Here is an 18,209-nt window from a genome sequence, read left to right as displayed (position 1 = left end):
GATTCTCGATAATGCCTCAATTCATAAAGGTCAAGCGATTGATGATTTAGCAGCAAAATATAAAACAAGAATCGTTTATCTACCTGCGTATAGTCCCGACCTCAATCCTATTGAAAAAGCATGGTCTGTCTTAAAAAGTAAAGTCAGGCACATCATTGCTCAGAACAATAAAACCATTCAGGAAGCTCTGGATATCGTATTTAAGATGATGTAGCTTATGTTTCATATTTGGCTATACACGTTTCGGTAAAGTGATTGAAGATAATTACACTTGGAATCACTTTGATGAGATGAAGCACTTTTGGGGTATCCGCAGTTTGTGTTCAGCAAATCCTGTTCGAGTGCACCGTCAATATGCGAATCGTTTAAAAACCAAAGATTATAAAATTTAATCAAAAAAAAGTGCGCCTATCGGCGCACTTTTTAACTCGTTATAAAACTTAACTTTAGCCTAAACTTAAGAAGCTTTAACTTTACGAGCTGGTAATTTTTCGCGGATACGCGCAGCTTTACCAGACAATTCACGTAGGTAGTAAAGTTTCGCACGGCGAACTGCACCACGACGTTTCACTTCAACTTTAGCAACGATTGGAGAATGTGTTTGGAAAACACGTTCAACACCAACACCGCTAGAAATTTTACGTACTGTGAACGCAGAGTTGATACCACGATTTTTAATCGCAATGACAACACCTTCAAAAGCCTGAAGACGCTCACGGTCGCCCTCTTTAACTTTTACAGAAACGATAACAGTGTCACCTGGCGCAAACGCAGGAAGATCTGTTCTTAATTGTGCATTTTCAACTGCTTGAACTAAAGGATGCTTACCGCTCATGGGGTATCTCCGATATTGCGGTTCAGAAGAGGTCTGATGCCCGCGGGGTATAGAGGCTAAAGCGCATGTTACCCGTTTAACTTTCTCTTTATGCTTGACCACTTCAATGCATAAAAAGCCGATTTAAAGAACATTTAAAAAATTTAAATATCCGAATCCTTGAGCCATTTTTTTTGCTGCTTGGTCAACTCGACTTGTTCCACCAACTCTGGGCGGCGCTCAAGTGTACGCTGATAGCGTTGCAAAAACCGCCATTTTTCAATATTTGCATGATGACCTGATTTAAGTACTTCAGGCACATCCAAACCTTCAAAATGATCTGGCTTTGTATATTGTGGGTAATCTAATAGACCATCCACAAATGAGTCTTGTACGTGTGATTGCTCATCGGATATAGCATTCGGAAGTCTCCGAATAATACTGTCTAATAAAACCATCGCAGGGAGTTCACCGCCAGAAAGTACATAATCCCCAATTGACCATTCCTGATCAACGTATTGCTGGATTAAGCGCTCATCGACACCTTCATAACGTCCACACAGTACAATCAATCCATCATATTCGATAAAATCTTTGACTGCAGTTTCGTTTAAGGTCTTTCCTTGTGGAGACATATACACCACAGGAACGTTCACTATACCTGCTTGCGTCGCAAGCTCTTTGGCATGTTGGATTGCTTGAGACAAAGGCTCAGCCATCATCACCATACCTGGACCACCACCAAATGGACGTTCATCCACTCTTTTGTAGTTGCCCTCAGCATAATCGCGAGGATTAATACAATGGACTTGTATCAAATCACGTTTTGCTGCACGCCCGCTAATACCATAGGCTGTAATCGCTTCAAACATTTCAGGAAAAAGCGTAATCACTGCAAAAAACATCGCAGATTCCTCTATTTTCGAAATGCATTAATCCTTAAAGGATTAGTAATCTACGCCCCAATTAACGTAAATACGACCAGCTTCTAGATCAACACGCTGTACCACATCTTTATGCCATGGAATCATACGCTCTTCAGCATCAACGCTCTCTGGTGTTGCGTGAACCACCATCACATCGTTGGCACCTGTCTCAAACATTTCATGGATTTTACCGAGATTGACTTCTTGTTCAGCTTCATCCAAACCTAACACTGTTAAGCCTTTCAAATCTGACCAGTAGAACTCATCCATTCCTGCTTTCGGAATTTGCGTTTTTGAAATCCATACATCAGTTCCAACCAAGCTATCTGCCCCGGTGCGATCAATTACACCTTTGAGCGAAACAACCAAGCCTTTACCATGCGGTTTCCAACGTTTTACATCGACACTTTGCCAACCTTCTTTAGTCTCAATATACCAAGGAAGATAATCAAAGATGTTGCTCATAGGTTCTGTATTGGAATAGATCCAGAGCCACCCATTTAATCCATATGCTGAACGTAACTGTCCAATCTGAATACGATCTTCGGGAACATTCTGTGTTGGTTTCATGGGCTACCTACTACTTAATTTAAAATTATGCAGCAACTGCAGCTTTCTTAGCTTGATTAGCTAAAGAAGCAACACGTTCAGACGGTTGAGCGCCTTGAGCAACCCAATGAGCAAAACGTTCAGTATCTAAACGAACTTTTTCTGCTTTACCTTGAGCTGTAGGGTTGAAGAAACCAATACGTTCGATGAAACGACCGTCACGTGCATTACGGCTATCAGTCACAATGATTTGATAGAACGGACGTTTTTTAGCACCACCGCGTGCAAGACGAATTACAACCATGATAGAACCTTATAGTTTTTACGGATTATCTGTGTATCGACCATCGATACATTTCAAACCCCTTTCATAGAGGGCGGTATTTTACTTTAAATTCTAAAAAAGGGGAAGAATAAATATGCGCTGTCCACAGTTTAGAATTTAAATTATTTTCAGTTCCAGCTTGAGTTAGCATCTAGTGCACAAGCGGTGATTCCTTTAGACCAAAACTTTTGCTGTCGATGATTCAAACAAATGACTCCATCATGCTCCATGTGCTGACCATTAATAGGTGTAGCGACCAGTGTCCAAGAAGTGGGGGTAACATTAGTGAGCGCTAAAGTATATAAACTTTGCCCTTGGCTTGGCATTACCCCAGAGTGTTGTAACTGGGTAAGATCGACAGGAACTTCTTCGTCATTAACAATCGGTACAAAAGAGAAATTGGCAATTTTAAAACGTTGTAATCGTTGAGCGACTTCTAACATTTCAGCTTGAGCTTCAGTTCTTTTGGTTTTACGCACTGATTCCTGATAAGACGGATAAGCAATCGCTGCTATGATGGCAATTAATGCGACCACAATCATTAATTCGATTAATGTGAACCCGCGAGATCGTATCACCATGAATCCTGTCCCTCACCACATGTCATACTATCGACATCAATATTTTTAAGCGTTTTATTTTTACAGCGCACTCCTGTATGCGACATTAAAAAGCTATAGTTATAACCATCCAGACTCTCCGCAGTCAGCACCCAAGACTGACCTGTTCCAGCAGCTAAAGCAATTTTGTATTTAATCGCAGCACCCGTCGCACCGCGCGGTGCAACAGAAAGCTCATTAGGAATTTGATAATTCAAGTAATTAAAATTACGTGATTTATGTTTATTTAACTCGACTGCGATTTGAAGTAATTGCTCCTGAGCTTGACTAGCATTTGCACGGCGCACATATTCTTGATACGAAGGAATAGCGACTGCGGCCAGAATTGAAATCACAACGACAACAATCATCATTTCAATAAGTGTAAAACCTGAGTGAGATGGAAATGGAGTCTTCATACCCTTATTGCTCACCTTTGCGACCTAGCTTTTCATACCAACGCTGTGGAATTAAACACATCTCAGTTGCCTCACCTTCACCAAAACTACCGGTTACAGTCAATGCAATACGCCCACTAGTACTGATGCAATAGTTTTTGGCACTGGTATTCCCTTTTGCAGGTGGCGGTGGGCAAGTCTCGCCCTCACATTCAAGTGGATTTTCATCATCTGTATCATCTGCACTACTCCCTTTTTGACCACCGACGGTGACTGTATGAATACCGACACCCAATACGCCACGTGCATCACTTAATTGACTCGCACATTGGCCAAAAGGCAAACAGAAGGCAGTGATCATACTTTCACCTTTCACTCCCGCACCGCAATCACCCGAAATACCAGGTTTACTCGAATCAAAAGTCGAAACATAAAGCTTGTAGTTCATGGCCAAAGGCTTGCCATAAACTTTTTCACTTTGTTTTTTATAGCCACTACAGCCTGAAAGCGTTCCGTCTACTCCTGCTGTACAGTTTTGGAAACGATAGTACCAACCATCTTTATCTTTATAACTCGCAACCAATTCCTCATTTTCAAAACGATTAAGTTCAGTAATTTCACCTAAATGATTTTTAGTTAAATTTACTGTATGACGTGTAGATGAGGTGAATAAATTACGACGTGCGACATCTTTATCATAGATGTTATAAATCGCATCATAATCATAGTTTAGTTCAGTTGTTATAAAGTCTTGAAGTGGGGTACTTCGATTACCACTACCAATTGACACTACAGCGAAAGTTTCACCATCTTGGTTATAGAGAGAGAAACTTGGCATCTCATAGAAACGTGGGCTTTTCGACCTATCAGTAGCATCACTCATTGAATCAAACAATCGAATAGGATTCTTTGCAATTGCACCCAATTTAGTTTGTTTATTATCAAAATCTACTCTAAATAACTGCCCTGCTAAATCACCGAAATAAATATGATCAACCAGATCATCACCATCACGATCTACGGTACGGACTTCATTCACCACACTATATTTTAATTCACTATGCTTTGTAGCAATTACGCCAGATTCAGTCGTTGCTGGTGAAGTGGTTGCAACATTGTCACTGGTCCACCAGAGCAAGTCACCATTTTCCGCATCGAACATGTAGACGCCAGCACCTCTTTTGTTGGTTTGGTTGTAATCGTGATGTTCATAACCCGCGTACAAACCTTTGACACCATTGGTACGTGCATCACCATCTTCACCTCCAGCATCATAACCGCCACCGACAAACATGACGCGCTTACGTTCACCACCCCAATTGATCCATGTTATTGATGGTTTCGACCAGCTTTGTCCCATATAAGACAGCTCATTAAAAGTCTTAGCAGAGTTACCGCTGTACACTTTTTGTGATGCAGGATCGATATGAAATTTTAATTCAGGGTTATCAATATCAGCTAAGTCCAAAGCATAGTAGCTTCGTCCACCCATGCGTAATCCGCCATAAGCCATTTGAACGCCATGTTGATTCTCACCACGCCCTTCGCCGACCACCAGATTGCCATCTTCATCTACAACATATTGTGTATATAATGACCATGCACCATCAATACCATAGAATAGCTTTTCCATTCCGCCCGTGGTCACACTCGATAAACGAAATGCTTCTTTTTGGTTTTCGATCATTTCATCAGGGACGAATGCAAACTTCTCTTTGCCTGTTTCAGCATCTACAACATGTAATAGACCTTGCGTACTGCCAAATAAGATATAGTCTTCACGGTCAACTGATTCCATTGCTTTAGTGGTTGCGTTGTAAGACAACTTACCTTTATTGGTCACAAGCACTGGTTCAGAATGCATCACTGCACCCATTTGTCTTAATGCAGGAGAAGCAATTAAATCATCTACGCTGGTTGGTGGATTATTGACATCAAGGTTATATCCTAAGAGTGAAACCAAATAACCTCGATTTGGATCCAAGCCGTAAGTTGCATCGGTTAAATCATCAAGCTCAACCTGTCTTAATTCCCCCGTAGGACCAAAATGAGTCGTATCGCCAGTCGAAGCCTTACGATTGGTAAACAATTTACGTTCTGCTGTTTTATCCTCTTTAGCCCCTAAAACCAGTTGCGACCAAGCACCACCTTTCGCAGAAAATTTACGACTACCAATGGTATTCTCATCGGCATTTTCAACACCAGTATCAATCGACTTAGCCCAAAAATCATAAACAGCAGAACTTATATTTCCAGTATTTTCATCTAAAGTGGGCTCTCGTAGACTACCATCTGTGTTGAAAACACGACTGTCATTTTTACCAACCAGAATCCCTCCATCCGACACTTGATACTTTTTCAAATTCCCTAGCCACAATTGGTAGTTTGTATCGGGCGTTGGTTGAAAAGTTTGATAATAAGCATCGTCTTGAAGTTCTGCAGGATTTAATGCATCACGTGGAACAGTTGGTGAACCAGTAGTCACTGATGGAATCTCTTGAGATAGTGTGCTAATAAAATCATTCACACTGTCTACGACATCTTTAGATTCATTGCCTGAGTACCATCCCCCATCAGATAAAACACCCCATCTTGCGGCATTCTTGATATCACTGTCGGCATCTGAGCCATTAATATTACTAATATTTTCCTGTTGCGATAACTCTTTACTAAACGAAGGAATACTATTGAATTCACTACCAAAACCTACGACTGCTGTTTTTAATGCAGGGCGACCTTGATGTATAGCTGATCGTTTTATTTGCTGCGAAAAGGCATGAATACAATCCCACCCATTTGCTGAGTTAGTACAAGAAAAAGAATCATTATTTAGCGCTTTTCGCATTAAGTCACGCGCTTGTTCATTATTACTCGGCACGCCATCTGTCAGTACATAGACGCCTTGACCACTACATTGGCTACTGCTGGGATCATCAATTTGATTTTGAATACTGGTTGGAATGATATAGTTATTGCCAGATGTTACACCTGAACCAGCATAATCAAACCCGCTATTTGTTGCGCCTTTGGTGGTTGTACCCCATAAAGACGCTACAGCTTCTGCATAGGCATGTGCTGTAGGTGTACCACCACGTGCCCCTAATTTTGCAATTTCATCTAACATTAATTGTCGCTGGGTCTTACCATTGATAATCGTACCGAGCTGTCTTGCTGGAATACGCACCTGACCCCTTACGTTATCAGCAGTATTCGGGCGTCCCTCGCTGTCAAAACCTGTAGGTCTTGAATATGTTGTTAATCCGATTACTTTATCATCTGTCAAAGGGGTGATATTTTTTTGAGCATTTCCATGTAGCAGGTCGAACATCCCATCCTTGACTCGTGTAATCCGGTCATAGTATTTACGGCTCATACCTGCATAGTAATAATCATAACTATTTGTTCTTTCAACATATAAAGAACTTAAATCACTTGGAGCACTGTCAAATCGACTTCCCCATTTACAATTTGATCGAGTATTACTTTCGTTAGTACATGCCCAATAACGACTTCTATTCCTTTCCTTTCTATATTTATATGTTGGTGTATCTATAGCTTCACAATAATAGCGATAGTAACTTGGTGAACCATTGGTTGATAACTCTCGATCACTACGTGCAATAGTAACCCCACTTGGAACGTCACATGAATCTTTATCACCTATTTGTTGCGGTGCCCCCATACTCCCTGAAATATCCAATGTAAACATCAAAGTCACATCACCTGACTTTGCATTCTGATAGATATCAATATCACTAGCCTGACTGACGCTAGTCGCAATTAGTGCAGTTGTGCCTGCTGTTATACTGGCTGCTAAAACTTTGTAACGGCAGGAAGCTAAAAAATTAAGCTTTTGTTTTTTCATTTCATTCCCCAACATCTATACAAAGTCTTGAACAATCACATACTCAGTCGCATGTGAAGTAAAAGGTACGTTTAAATCACTCAAGCATTCTGTCACCGTTCGACGACTATCAGCATCGATAGCAACAGTTGTCCCATCAGGAACCACAACATCACTCATATGATTACTAAAACAGTTATTAATATCTTCAGGATCAACTGTTGAAAGGGTTGGCATTACAGATACCGCAAATACTTTCACAGGCTTACTGCGATCAAATTTTACGATTTGTTCATCGGTACCAAATTGCGCACCGAAGAATGGATCATTTTCCGAAATACTCGAAAATTTCACCGCGACTTGCGTCATGACAACGCGACGCCCACTGGTAAAGAAGTTCGTTTCTTGCTCTTCTGCATCGCAGTAACCCGCTGTTCCAAGCTCATTATTTGTAGGAGCTGAAGCACCTGCTTTCCAATAAATGATACTTGCACGGCTAATATCAAAGAATTTACTTTCTGCACCGCGATAGCAGAACACCAATTCTTTTTCCTTATCATTGACACCGCTGATATAACCGAACATACCACTCGCGCTCAGTGACTGAATAATATTGTCTTCACGTTCTATATTGAAAAATGCTGAGTCTGCATTTTGGGTAAGCAGTTGTTGAGCTTGGCTATTGGTCGCAATATTTAAGCTAACGACACTCTGTTTGACTGCTAAAGTTCCCAAAGTTGTAATTACCAGTAATAAAAACAAGACAACAATTAAAGTTGCACCATGTTGATTACGCATCATTGTCCACGCTCCCCAAATGTATTTCTTAATGCAACAGTCTGTGTGACCACTTGACGTACATATTTAGGAGCATTATTAGTAGGTTCAGTAATTTGGACGGCTTGATCGAGTACTTGGAAAACTTGATCATCTGCAAAAGTTTGATCGCGTCCCACCGATTGAAGTGATCGCATTAAAATACCTAACTGAACGGACAAAATTCGTGGTCTTGGCGAGTCTAGATTTAAATACGTGTTCGCATCGACATAGCGGTGATTTTCTTGATTTTGAATGCCATACAACACTCGAAATTGATCCACACGCTTTAAGATAATTTGCTCATCTTGATCAAAGTTAGTAATACTGGTCGGTGTACCTTCTAGAGCATAATGCCCAGCGTCACAAAAGAGCGCCAAAGGATGGTTAGGCTCTGAATCACCCGCATTTTCATCAACAGCTAAAAAGTAACGTTGCACCACCATTTGACGACCTTGCTCTCGTGTGAATTCAAGTGCATTGCCTTCACAATCAAATCCACCATACCAACGATCATCCGTGGCACTGGTGGTTTCTTTATCATCCCAAATATATTGCGGTAAGAACTGAATCGTAAGCTGGTCACTTTGAACATCCACAACATTCGATGCATTTACATTGCTTCTAGAAAGATGATCTGCTCCAACAGCTATTGGCAAATTTGAATGATTAAAACCATCTGCAGCTGTAAAAACCAACCCACCATAAGCTGTCGTATCATTAATACTGGATTGAACTGTATTCAAATTACTTAAACGGACATCTTTTAAAATAAAATTGAGCCCAAAATTTGCATCGTCCTGTAAACCTGATTGTCCTGTTTGTAAGGCTTGGCTTTTTAAAGCCGTTAGAAAGAGCATTGTTGCAGATGCAGCAATAATTAATCCCAAGGCCAATGCAATCAGCAACTCAACTAAGGTGAAGCCGACCTGATTTTTCATTTTAGTAGACCTCCATGATCAAACAAGTCGAGTTGGGAGCATATGATGTTCCAGAAGTACAATCCCCTTCCTCTGGAGAAGCTTCTGAGGCAGCAGCTGTCGCTGCTGTGTCATCCCAAGCAACATAGATACAATTACGCCCATCTGCATTACCTTGACAATCAAGAATATTGACCGTCATACCCATTGTTCTAGCTTTGCGAGCGACTTGAGCCACGTCAAAATCAGCAAGTTGATGACTTAAACAATTGTTTGTAAAACAATTGACGGTAGAGTTGATTTGCTGACTTGCAGTATTTAATTGATCAATATAAGTGTTTTCAGCACCACGATTCACTCGCATTCTTTCAGCTAAATCACGTGCTAAATTAATAGCTTGAATACGTGAACTACTTTCAGCTGTTGCTTCAACGGCGCGATATTGCAGTGCAATAAACCCCATCACCCCAATCGATAAAATTAAAAGTGCAACAAGAACTTCCATTAAGCCAACACCAAGTTGACGACGATATTGCATCATTCACATGTCCCTTCTGTGACTTGTTGAATATGTCCCATTCTGGAAATATTAATAATTTGGGCTTTACCTTTTGGTTCACTACAGAGGGTAATAATGGTGTCAGTAGTCGCATTACGAATACCACCATTTAAACCGTAGTGAATACTTGTTGGACTGTTTTTTAAATACACTGAACCATAAGGCATCCAGTGCATTTTAATATCTGTATTAATAGGTAATATTGTTTCTTCTTTTAATTTTAATTCAATTTCTATCATTCGACGTTCAAGTACAGCTTTTGAGCGGGCTTGATTTAAAATACTAATCAGTTCAGTAGTACTTTTTTTTAAATTTTGATGCACAATCATATTACTAAAAGATGGTGCAGAAATAGTTGCAATGATTGCAATTACAGCAACCGTGACCATTAACTCAATTATGGTAAATCCAGATTTAATGCGCACAAGTTTCCCCAAAACCTTTTGGCGTGATTACAATAACATTCAAGTGATTTCATATTCAATTAATATAACGACAGAGCACATTAATAATCAGACAAGCGTTATTTTTAATAATTAAAAAATAGATTAACATCACACTATTAAGTTTATTCTTGAATAAAAACACAATTAATTCTGATGGAATTAATCAACTATTAAGTTGTATAAAATAAAATCAATTATAATCTTTTTTTTATTTTTAAAATAAAAAAAGCGGATATTTAAATATCCGCTTTTAAAATATATCATTACCAAGTTTCAGTACAATTATCAGGTGGTATTACTTGATCATCATTATCTTTTGAACTGGTTACTTTTGCAGCATCATTTTTTTTAAACCAGCATCTCACGCCATTAGAATGAATGGATATTGCACCGTCGCCTTTTTGCCCACTACTTGTATTTGGTCTTGCAACCAGTAACCACGATTGTGGATCTGCCCCAGCAGTACCTAATCCGATTCCATTAGCATCTGTCAAAGTAATGTTATAATTTACATCACCTTGCGTTGGAAATGTACTTCCCCCATAGTTATCGAGATCCACACCTATATAACTATGATTGGCTAATTTATAGTTTTCAATGTTTTGAGCCAGTTGTATTAAGTGTGTTTGCATCTCAACACGCTTAGTCTTTCTAACATGATTGGTATAGCTTGGATATGCTATTGCCGTAATGATCGCAATAACAGCGACTACGATCATCAACTCAATTAAAGTAAAACCTTTCGAATCACCAAGTTTCGCCACCATCACTCTCCGCTCCACAATCTAAAAAAGTCACTTTTGAAGCCAATTTATTACGACACTTCACCCCTTGACTATTAAATAGATAAGTATAATTTTTAGCATCTACTGGTGTCGCTCGCATCACCCATCCTGTTCCTTCCGTAGCAAGACTAGTGGTGACAATCTTTCCATCCTTATCGAGCGAAGCTGTACCCACTATATTAATATTGTATTTTGCAGGATCACCAACTGCCTCAGTCGTAGGACTATAGTTTCGATAACTAAAATTGCGAGACTTGTAAGTCTCTAGTGCTTGAGCAATTTGCAACATTCTTGCTTCAGTAGCTTTAGCATGGTTTCTTAATACATACTCTTGATAGCTCGGTAAAGCAATTGCGGCAATCACCGAAATGATAACCACCACAATCATAAGCTCAATGAGTGTAAATCCTTTGTTTCTTTTCATTCAGCCACCCACTTATTTAGCATACCAATTCATCGGTTTTGTCTGAGAGATACACGCCCATTCACCAGTCCCGCTGATATTGCCTCCTAATTGAAGACCACCACAATTCCCTTGACTTGACTCTTTAGCTACCAAAGCATTTCCTAAAATACCTTTACCTAATGCTGCTGATACAACTTCATTGCCTAACTTATCCTCCTCTGTAGCTGGCCTCCACCCTGTGCTTGTTTCAGCAACGCTATCTAAGTTTCCAGCTTTGTCTAAGCACACACCGAAAGGTAAACAGTAATACTGTCTGAATGACTCACCAATAACCCTCACTTGGCAAGGATTTGACTCACCTAAACTACGACTCTCAGGATCATAGGTAGAAAGAACGAGTGTATTTTTGATCACAGTAGGTGCTTCAAATGCCTTAATTCCTCCAGCTTTTCTAAATGCTCCAGTTGCACTTCTTTCCACCCCATCAGCATTACTTGATAACGAACGATACCAGCCATAATTAACCGAAGTATTTACGGATGCATATGGATATAGGCTTGAGCGCATTGCTGCTATTCCCGATGTTTTTGCAACAACTTGAGGATCTTTCAGCATCTGTTCCATGGTGATGTTGTTTAAAGTTAATGTGGCGCTATAGTTCGTATTGATATCTGATCTCATCACATCCACATCAATAATCCCGTATACATTATTGGTTGGACGCCCAGTCAATGCCTCACCTAGCGTTTCGGGTCTATCTCGACCTACAGGTGCAACATCCAACGGAGAACTACGATCACCAGACGCAATACCGACCAATAAAAACTTCTGGTTCAGTTCACGATGCATGGTTAGAGTAGGTGTTTCATAAAAACGTGGATTATCTCCATTCGTAATATCACGACCTTCTACGTCAGTCGCTAAATTTGCCAATCGCACTGCACGAACACCAAAACTCTGTGAATTAGCGGTATTATTAGTATTATTTAAATCAACTCTAAAAACCTGACCACCTAAGTCACCAAAATAAAGATGATCCACCAGGTTATCGCCATCAGTGTCTACTGTAGATATATCACTTACAATACTATGCACCATATGTTCATTATTTAAGTCTGCATTCGTATTACTGACCCAAAGTAAACGCTCACCTGTTTCAGCGTCAATTATATAAACTGCATTTCCTTTAGCTTTTGTCTTATTTGAACAACTGTTTCTAAATGTTGAAGATTTAGTCAAATCTGCACTATAGTCCGTATTTAGCTTGAAGCGCGGATCTTCATAACACATGTCATAACCGCCTCCGACAATTATGACTCTCTTAAATTTTCCATCCACTTTCATATTCGCCAATACTGGTTTTGACCAAGATTGTCCCATAGAACCATATTCATCCTGAGATGGATTGATTCTAAATTTAAATTTAGGGGACGATGGATTACTAATATCTAAACCATAGTAACTACTTCCACCCATTCTTAAACCACCGTAGATAGAAACTTTTTCTGCTTTTACTCTGGTAATTGGGTTATTTTGGCTATCTGTAGTTTCTTCAAAATTGTAGACTGGATCCACTACCCAACTTGCATCAGTACCATGTGCAACACCATTCTCATGAGTTGACGTTTTTCTCAATGCTAATGATTGCCAAGAATCTTCTAATATATCCGATGGAATAAATGCAAACTGCTCAATACCTTGATCAGCGGTTACCAGCCTAAGTGCACCATCCATCGTTCCAAATAAGACTGATTGATTACGATCTGACTGTAATTCGCCATTGGCATCCAAAGTACCTGAATACGTGACTTGAACTGGCATAGAGTGTGAAATACCACCAAAACTATTCCACTCAGTCTCTAAAAGAGTCTGTGCTAATTGCTCTGCATTCGGTACAGCAACATCATTAATTTCAAGGTTATAACCCAAAAAATTCAGTAATTTTCGTTTCAATTGATTTGAAAACTTCAAAATGACTGGATTTTCAGTGAATTGATTCGCAATATAAGCAATCGTTCTTTCATCACTTTTGATGCCCGCAGGAATTTTCAATAACGATGCATCACTTGATAAGTCATTACTTAAAACATCGTCTTTAACAGTATAGTTGGTATAAAGATTTCGGATATTGGTCGGATTTGCAATGGTCGGCATGCTGATATTGGCATACGCTCCCCCTTTATAAACATCGCCTCCTTCATTACTTGATTCACCCCAAATATCTCTAACAGATAAATCAAATTCACCTCTGATATTGAAAATGTTTGTGCCATCTTCATCAACTGAAGTCTTTAAAACACCATCGACCACATGATATTTTTTGAGATTCCCCGCCCAAAGTACATCATCTGAACCTGGATTAGGTTTAAAGGTACGCACATATCCAAAAGGTTGTACACCCGTTGGATTTAAGTCATCAACAGGCACCGACCATGCACCTGTGGTGAGAGGTTCAATTGTTCCTTGACCTAGGCCATGAATCACCCTTAATACGCTAGTTGTTACTTCTTCTGTCGTTTTGGCCTGGAAAAAGCCTCCATTACCGAAGCCAGTTTCACTATTTCTAAAAATTGTTTCGGCATTCGTAACTTCTTCTTGATCTGTTTTGACTGACCAATAAGAACATGAATCCCCAACTAAAGCTGATCCTAAGCGACATGCATTAAGTGTCCCAACGGATGATGAAGTGTTTATATCTCCTGCAAAATCTTTACCAAAACCAACAAAAGCTGTTTGAATTGGGCGTTGCTTAGGATGAGTACCACCGTATAATTTTCTAGCGAAGGCTCCCATACACTTCCAGCCTCCCCCGCTATTTGTTAACCCATCAGCTAGATCACAAGAAAAGGAGGTATCATTTAACGATTTTGCCATGATCGCTGCAGACTGGATATTATCTGTATAGTTAGGTTGCCCATCTGATAAAATATAAATACCCTGTCCATCGCACGTAGCATTGTTTTCAGGTAATGGACTAATGTAATTGGTAGAGTTTTTTGATGTTGAAACAGAATTTGCAAAGCCACTAATTGCTGGATAAGAAGAAGAAGCTTCACTAAATGTATTTGAGGAGTAGTTTTTTATAGACCATGAATCCTGTGTTCGAGAAGCATATTCAGTATAATTAGACAAACTAGGCATATTAGCCATATCATAAATATAACTGCTCCAACCGGAGATACACTCTCCATCTACAAAGCTTTCACATACCCTGTAAGCGGTAGATCCCCAGACTTCTAGGGCATTTCTTTTTTGGTAATTTATCGTTGGATCAACAGTATTTGTACCTAACAAATACGCTGCAGCCTCAGCATATGCATGTGCAGTTGGTGTAGAATAACCTGCAGTAATACTAGCAATTTCTTGTTTGAGTAATTTTCTGTGCTCAGAATTTACAGTCCCCAGCCTTCGTGCAGGAACCTTAATAACGCCAGAAATATGGTCATTATTGGAGTAATAGCCCAATCCTATGTAGACATTTTCAAGTTCGGAATCTGTACTATTCAACATTGCAAACATCCCATCTTTGAGACGACTTAAACGATCATACCGTTTCTCCCCCCCTGAAACTTGACAGTAATTTCTCGTATACGTTATCTCAGGAAATATTATGTCCCCTTCAAGATCTTGTTCAAATTTAGTTTTACCATCAGCCCCAGTTGCACTACATAAAGCATAGTTCCCTGTTCCATCAGTATTTCTAAATTCATCATAATCTTCAACAATCGAGTTATTAGCTGAATCATCTGCAATCATCCCCATACTACCCGATCGATCTAGCATCATAATCAGGGTTTTTTGACCGTCAGTACCTGGACCTGCATATATCTGTAGATCTGAAGCACTTAATGGCGACACAACTGTTAATAGAGCTCCGCCTAAAACATATAATTTTATGATTTGACTTAAATATGAAGTCTTCATTTTTCCCCCTACGTCCTTAACGACGAGCCCTATTTCTATTACATCTTAATTTTAAGTTGGTTTTGAAACTTCTACTAAATCAGTAGCTAAGTTAAATTCTTGTATTTGCGACTCTACAGCAATTCCATACTGACGTAGACAATCTGCTAAAGTACTAAGTTCTGGATGGTCTTGATTGTCATTTAATCTTGGTTTCGTTGTCCCCAAACATTCATCTTGAACTGTCGTTAAACTTGTAGTTGAATAACTTGGTAACATTGCTGTAGTTTTAACTCTAAACCTGTAATTTCCCGTTAAATTTTGTCCCAAATGAGAAGCTCCGCTTACGTTAGTTCCCTCAGGCAAAAATTGCCCTTTCTCGACAGTTCCACTCTCATTCGAAATTAAAGAAACCGCTACTTGAGTGACGACAGCATCTCGTGCACTACCATAATCTGTAGTAAGCGAACAAAAACTATTTGCATTACCTTGAATCAAGCGCATCTGATCCGTCGTGATCTTTTCACCAGTGGTTGTATAAGGTGATATTTGAGCAACATTATTTATTTGCGCGAAATTTTTTTGGGTCTTAGGTCGATAACAGAACACATACTCACGATCAGACAATCCATTCTTTAATGCAAGCCCGATAACATTATCTAAACGACGGAGAGTATTTGGTTCCATATTACGGATAATATACAAAGGCGTATCAGCAGATTGGTTTAACAGTTGCGTCACTTGGCTATTTGTTGAAATTTTCAAACCCGTCATTGCATAACGTACAGCAAGTGTCCCTATAACGGTGACCAGAACCAATACAATCATGGTTGTAATCAGTGTTACGCCCTTTTGATGTGAATAAAGATTCATAGCCTGTCTCCCAATGCATTACGAAGACCAACTGTTTTCACATAAATCTGCCGTGCAAATTTATTTTGCTTATTTGTATCAGTCGGTTTTTTTAGCTTGATATCTCGTCCCAAAATTGAGTAAGTTTTATTAGGATCTATCTCTGAGCCTGTAATCTCATTAGATGATTTAACCAATACTGACATTTTTATTACTTCAACAGCTGGTATTTGTGTATTTCCTGTTCGAGCTGCTGCTACGGCATCTCGATACTCTTGAACAGTGAAGTATCTAAAATCATTACCTACTCGAGCACCTAAAAGAAATCCGAAATAATCCACATCAGGAATAATAATTTCTCCATCATTATCCGCAGAAAAACCAGTCAAAAACTTAGGATTCCGTTGAACACTTGCTGCAGTCGTAGCGGGCGAATTTGCATCGCAAGCCAAACCATAACGGGGTAAGTTCTGATCATAAGCAGGCAAATTGTTATCGACTCTGAGGAAATAACGTTGAATAACGCGATCTCCTTTAAATATAGTTTTGCCTTCACAATTATGCATATCTTGCGGTGCTACAAACTGAATCGTTAATTGATCACTTCCTCTATCTGTATTTCCAACTGAACTCCCCCCCTCCACATCAGCAGTTTGAGTTAGTATTGCATTACTATAAGCAGTCGTCTCATTCGTGTTACCAACGGCCAAATTGACGTTTGTTGCGGTTGGTAAACCCGTAGTAAAAATGATGCCACCAAATGGAGTTTGGTCATTTAAAATTCTATTTTCCACATTTTGATAATTCGCCAATCTTAGGTGATCAGCCACATATTCAAGTCCAAAGATACCACTGTCTTGAATATTAAGCACACCTTCCTGCAACTTAGAACCTTTTAAACCATTAATAAATAAAGATAATCCTGCAGCAACTACAATTAATCCTAAAGCAATCGAGATCATTAATTCAACTAGAGTAAAACCCTGTTGTAATTTATTTTTTGTATTCATCAGTAGGCCTCCATCATCAAACAACGTGAAGACGGAACATAACTTCCTGTATTACTCATACAGTTTGAATAATTTATTGTCGCTACACTTCCCGAAAATGTTGTTTTATCCCAAGCAGAAAATAAGCATAAGCGCCTTAAATTATTAGGTGTCGTCGTTGCTATACCAGGGCAAGTGGCAATGGCAAGTCTAATCCCATACTCTTGCGCTTGTCTGGAAATGTCATAGGATTCGAACATTGCAAACTCAGAACCCGTACATAGCACTTGGTTGCACTGTTTAGTTGCTGTCAGCGGTGTGCTAGTTGTATTCAAAGAATAGGTATTAATACTGGTCAAATAATCTGCTTTAGACTGATTATTTATACGCATACTTTCTGAAATTGACTGCATAAAATGCATTGCCTGGGTTTTAATAACAGCATCTTGTGAGGCTTGAATAGCACGAACTTGTAAAGCCACAAATCCCATGACAGCGATTGCGATAATGAGTAGTGACACCAGTACTTCAATCATGCCCACACCAGTCTGATTTTTTCTATTCATGTACATGTCCCATCTGTGAGCATTGAAACACTACCCATTCTTGATATGCTTATTCTTTTGGACTTCTTAAGCACAGAATTACAAATACTAATACTTGTCGTTGTTGCATTAAAATTTTCAACTGTTCCATTGGGTAAAAATGTAATTGAGAAAGCTGTTGTTTTTTCAATGATCTTATTGTTATCTTCTGGCATCCAGTTAAATTCTAGATTGGTATTATCCCTCGACGAATTTACATTTACTGCAACGCCTTGACGTAAAGTGAGTGCTTGGTTTCTCGCCGTACTTAAAAGAAGAATAAGGTCTTTAGTTTGGGTGTTTAACCTTTGTGTTTCAATTGATGTTTGAAATCTGGGTACTGCGATTGAAGCAATAATTGCGATAATCGCGATCACAATCATTAGCTCTACTAAGGTAAAACCCTGACGTAATTTGATCATTTATTCCCCAAAGTTCTTCTTATCTTTTAATTACAATAATATGGTTGTGATACCACAAAATAAATACAGTTT

The 18,209-nt window shown here is 39.3% G+C and carries 19 protein-coding genes; 1 reads left to right on the top strand and 18 read right to left on the bottom strand.

The window, feature by feature from the left end:
• Positions 1-214 (top strand): transposase (locus AC5YCE_RS09720; RefSeq protein WP_496171720.1); only part of this gene is annotated, 214 nt, incomplete at its 5' end.
• Between the two features lie 243 nt (positions 215-457).
• Here AC5YCE_RS09720 and rplS read toward each other — a convergent pair.
• The 18 genes from rplS to AC5YCE_RS09630 form a co-directional block, all read right to left on the bottom strand.
• Positions 458-835 (bottom strand): 50S ribosomal protein L19, encoded by a 378-nt coding sequence (gene rplS / locus AC5YCE_RS09715; RefSeq protein ID WP_496126706.1) that lies wholly within the window; start codon positions 833-835, stop codon positions 458-460.
• Between the two features lie 143 nt (positions 836-978).
• Positions 979-1,719, bottom strand: a complete 741-nt coding sequence (gene trmD, locus AC5YCE_RS09710; protein ID WP_496171911.1) for a tRNA (guanosine(37)-N1)-methyltransferase TrmD — start codon at positions 1,717-1,719, stop codon at positions 979-981.
• A gap of 42 nt (positions 1,720-1,761) precedes the next feature.
• Positions 1,762-2,310, bottom strand: coding sequence for a ribosome maturation factor RimM (rimM, locus tag AC5YCE_RS09705; protein WP_496126708.1), 549 nt, complete (start codon positions 2,308-2,310; stop codon positions 1,762-1,764).
• 25 nt (positions 2,311-2,335) lie between these two features.
• Positions 2,336-2,593 carry a 30S ribosomal protein S16 gene (rpsP, locus tag AC5YCE_RS09700; protein ID WP_496126709.1) on the bottom strand — a complete coding sequence of 86 codons (258 nt, stop codon included), beginning with the start codon at positions 2,591-2,593 and terminating at the stop codon, positions 2,336-2,338.
• A gap of 149 nt (positions 2,594-2,742) precedes the next feature.
• Positions 2,743-3,195, bottom strand: coding sequence for a type IV pilin protein (locus tag AC5YCE_RS09695; protein WP_496171910.1), 453 nt, complete (start codon positions 3,193-3,195; stop codon positions 2,743-2,745).
• Entirely contained in the window at positions 3,189-3,632 is a 444-nt protein-coding gene (locus AC5YCE_RS09690; protein ID WP_496171909.1) for a type IV pilin protein, read from the bottom strand. Before AC5YCE_RS09690 ends, AC5YCE_RS09695 begins: the two co-directional genes overlap by 7 nt.
• A 4-nt stretch (positions 3,633-3,636) precedes the next feature.
• Positions 3,637-7,476 (bottom strand): pilus assembly protein, encoded by a 3,840-nt coding sequence (locus AC5YCE_RS09685; protein WP_496171908.1) that lies wholly within the window; start codon positions 7,474-7,476, stop codon positions 3,637-3,639.
• 15 nt (positions 7,477-7,491) lie between these two features.
• Positions 7,492-8,256 (bottom strand): pilus assembly protein PilX, encoded by a 765-nt coding sequence (locus AC5YCE_RS09680; protein ID WP_496171907.1) that lies wholly within the window; start codon positions 8,254-8,256, stop codon positions 7,492-7,494.
• Positions 8,253-9,212 (bottom strand): PilW family protein, encoded by a 960-nt coding sequence (locus AC5YCE_RS09675; RefSeq protein WP_496171906.1) that lies wholly within the window; start codon positions 9,210-9,212, stop codon positions 8,253-8,255. The genes AC5YCE_RS09680 and AC5YCE_RS09675 overlap by 4 nt, the downstream gene beginning before the upstream one ends.
• 1 nt (position 9,213) lies before the next feature.
• Complete coding sequence (pilV, locus tag AC5YCE_RS09670; protein ID WP_496171905.1) at positions 9,214-9,732, bottom strand: type IV pilus modification protein PilV; 519 nt, start codon at positions 9,730-9,732, stop codon at positions 9,214-9,216.
• The gene (locus tag AC5YCE_RS09665) at positions 9,729-10,175 is read right to left on the bottom strand and encodes a pilus assembly FimT family protein (RefSeq protein WP_496171904.1); all 447 of its coding nucleotides are present in this window, start codon (positions 10,173-10,175) and stop codon (positions 9,729-9,731) included. The genes pilV (AC5YCE_RS09670) and AC5YCE_RS09665 overlap by 4 nt, the downstream gene beginning before the upstream one ends.
• A 284-nt stretch (positions 10,176-10,459) precedes the next feature.
• A complete protein-coding gene (locus AC5YCE_RS09660; protein ID WP_496171915.1) occupies positions 10,460-10,963 on the bottom strand; it encodes a type IV pilin protein in 504 nt (167 codons plus the stop codon).
• Positions 10,944-11,405, bottom strand: a complete 462-nt coding sequence (locus AC5YCE_RS09655; RefSeq protein WP_496171903.1) for a type IV pilin protein — start codon at positions 11,403-11,405, stop codon at positions 10,944-10,946. Before AC5YCE_RS09655 ends, AC5YCE_RS09660 begins: the two co-directional genes overlap by 20 nt.
• Positions 11,406-11,417: 12 nt before the next feature.
• Positions 11,418-15,311 carry a pilus assembly protein gene (locus tag AC5YCE_RS09650; RefSeq protein ID WP_496171902.1) on the bottom strand — a complete coding sequence of 1,298 codons (3,894 nt, stop codon included), beginning with the start codon at positions 15,309-15,311 and terminating at the stop codon, positions 11,418-11,420.
• A gap of 51 nt (positions 15,312-15,362) precedes the next feature.
• Positions 15,363-16,163 carry a pilus assembly PilX family protein gene (locus AC5YCE_RS09645; RefSeq protein ID WP_496171901.1) on the bottom strand — a complete coding sequence of 267 codons (801 nt, stop codon included), beginning with the start codon at positions 16,161-16,163 and terminating at the stop codon, positions 15,363-15,365.
• Positions 16,160-17,152 carry a prepilin-type N-terminal cleavage/methylation domain-containing protein gene (locus AC5YCE_RS09640; RefSeq protein WP_496171900.1) on the bottom strand — a complete coding sequence of 331 codons (993 nt, stop codon included), beginning with the start codon at positions 17,150-17,152 and terminating at the stop codon, positions 16,160-16,162. Before AC5YCE_RS09640 ends, AC5YCE_RS09645 begins: the two co-directional genes overlap by 4 nt.
• Positions 17,152-17,697 (bottom strand): type IV pilus modification protein PilV, encoded by a 546-nt coding sequence (gene pilV, locus AC5YCE_RS09635; RefSeq protein ID WP_496171899.1) that lies wholly within the window; start codon positions 17,695-17,697, stop codon positions 17,152-17,154. The genes AC5YCE_RS09640 and pilV (AC5YCE_RS09635) overlap by 1 nt, the downstream gene beginning before the upstream one ends.
• Positions 17,694-18,137, bottom strand: coding sequence for a GspH/FimT family pseudopilin (locus AC5YCE_RS09630; RefSeq protein ID WP_496171898.1), 444 nt, complete (start codon positions 18,135-18,137; stop codon positions 17,694-17,696). Before AC5YCE_RS09630 ends, pilV (AC5YCE_RS09635) begins: the two co-directional genes overlap by 4 nt.
• Positions 18,138-18,209 lie beyond the last annotated feature (72 nt).

Source organism: Acinetobacter sp. CY79 (assembly GCF_059515845.1).
Note: the sequence above shows the minus strand (reverse complement) of the source record. Positions and strands in the feature narration are given on the sequence as shown.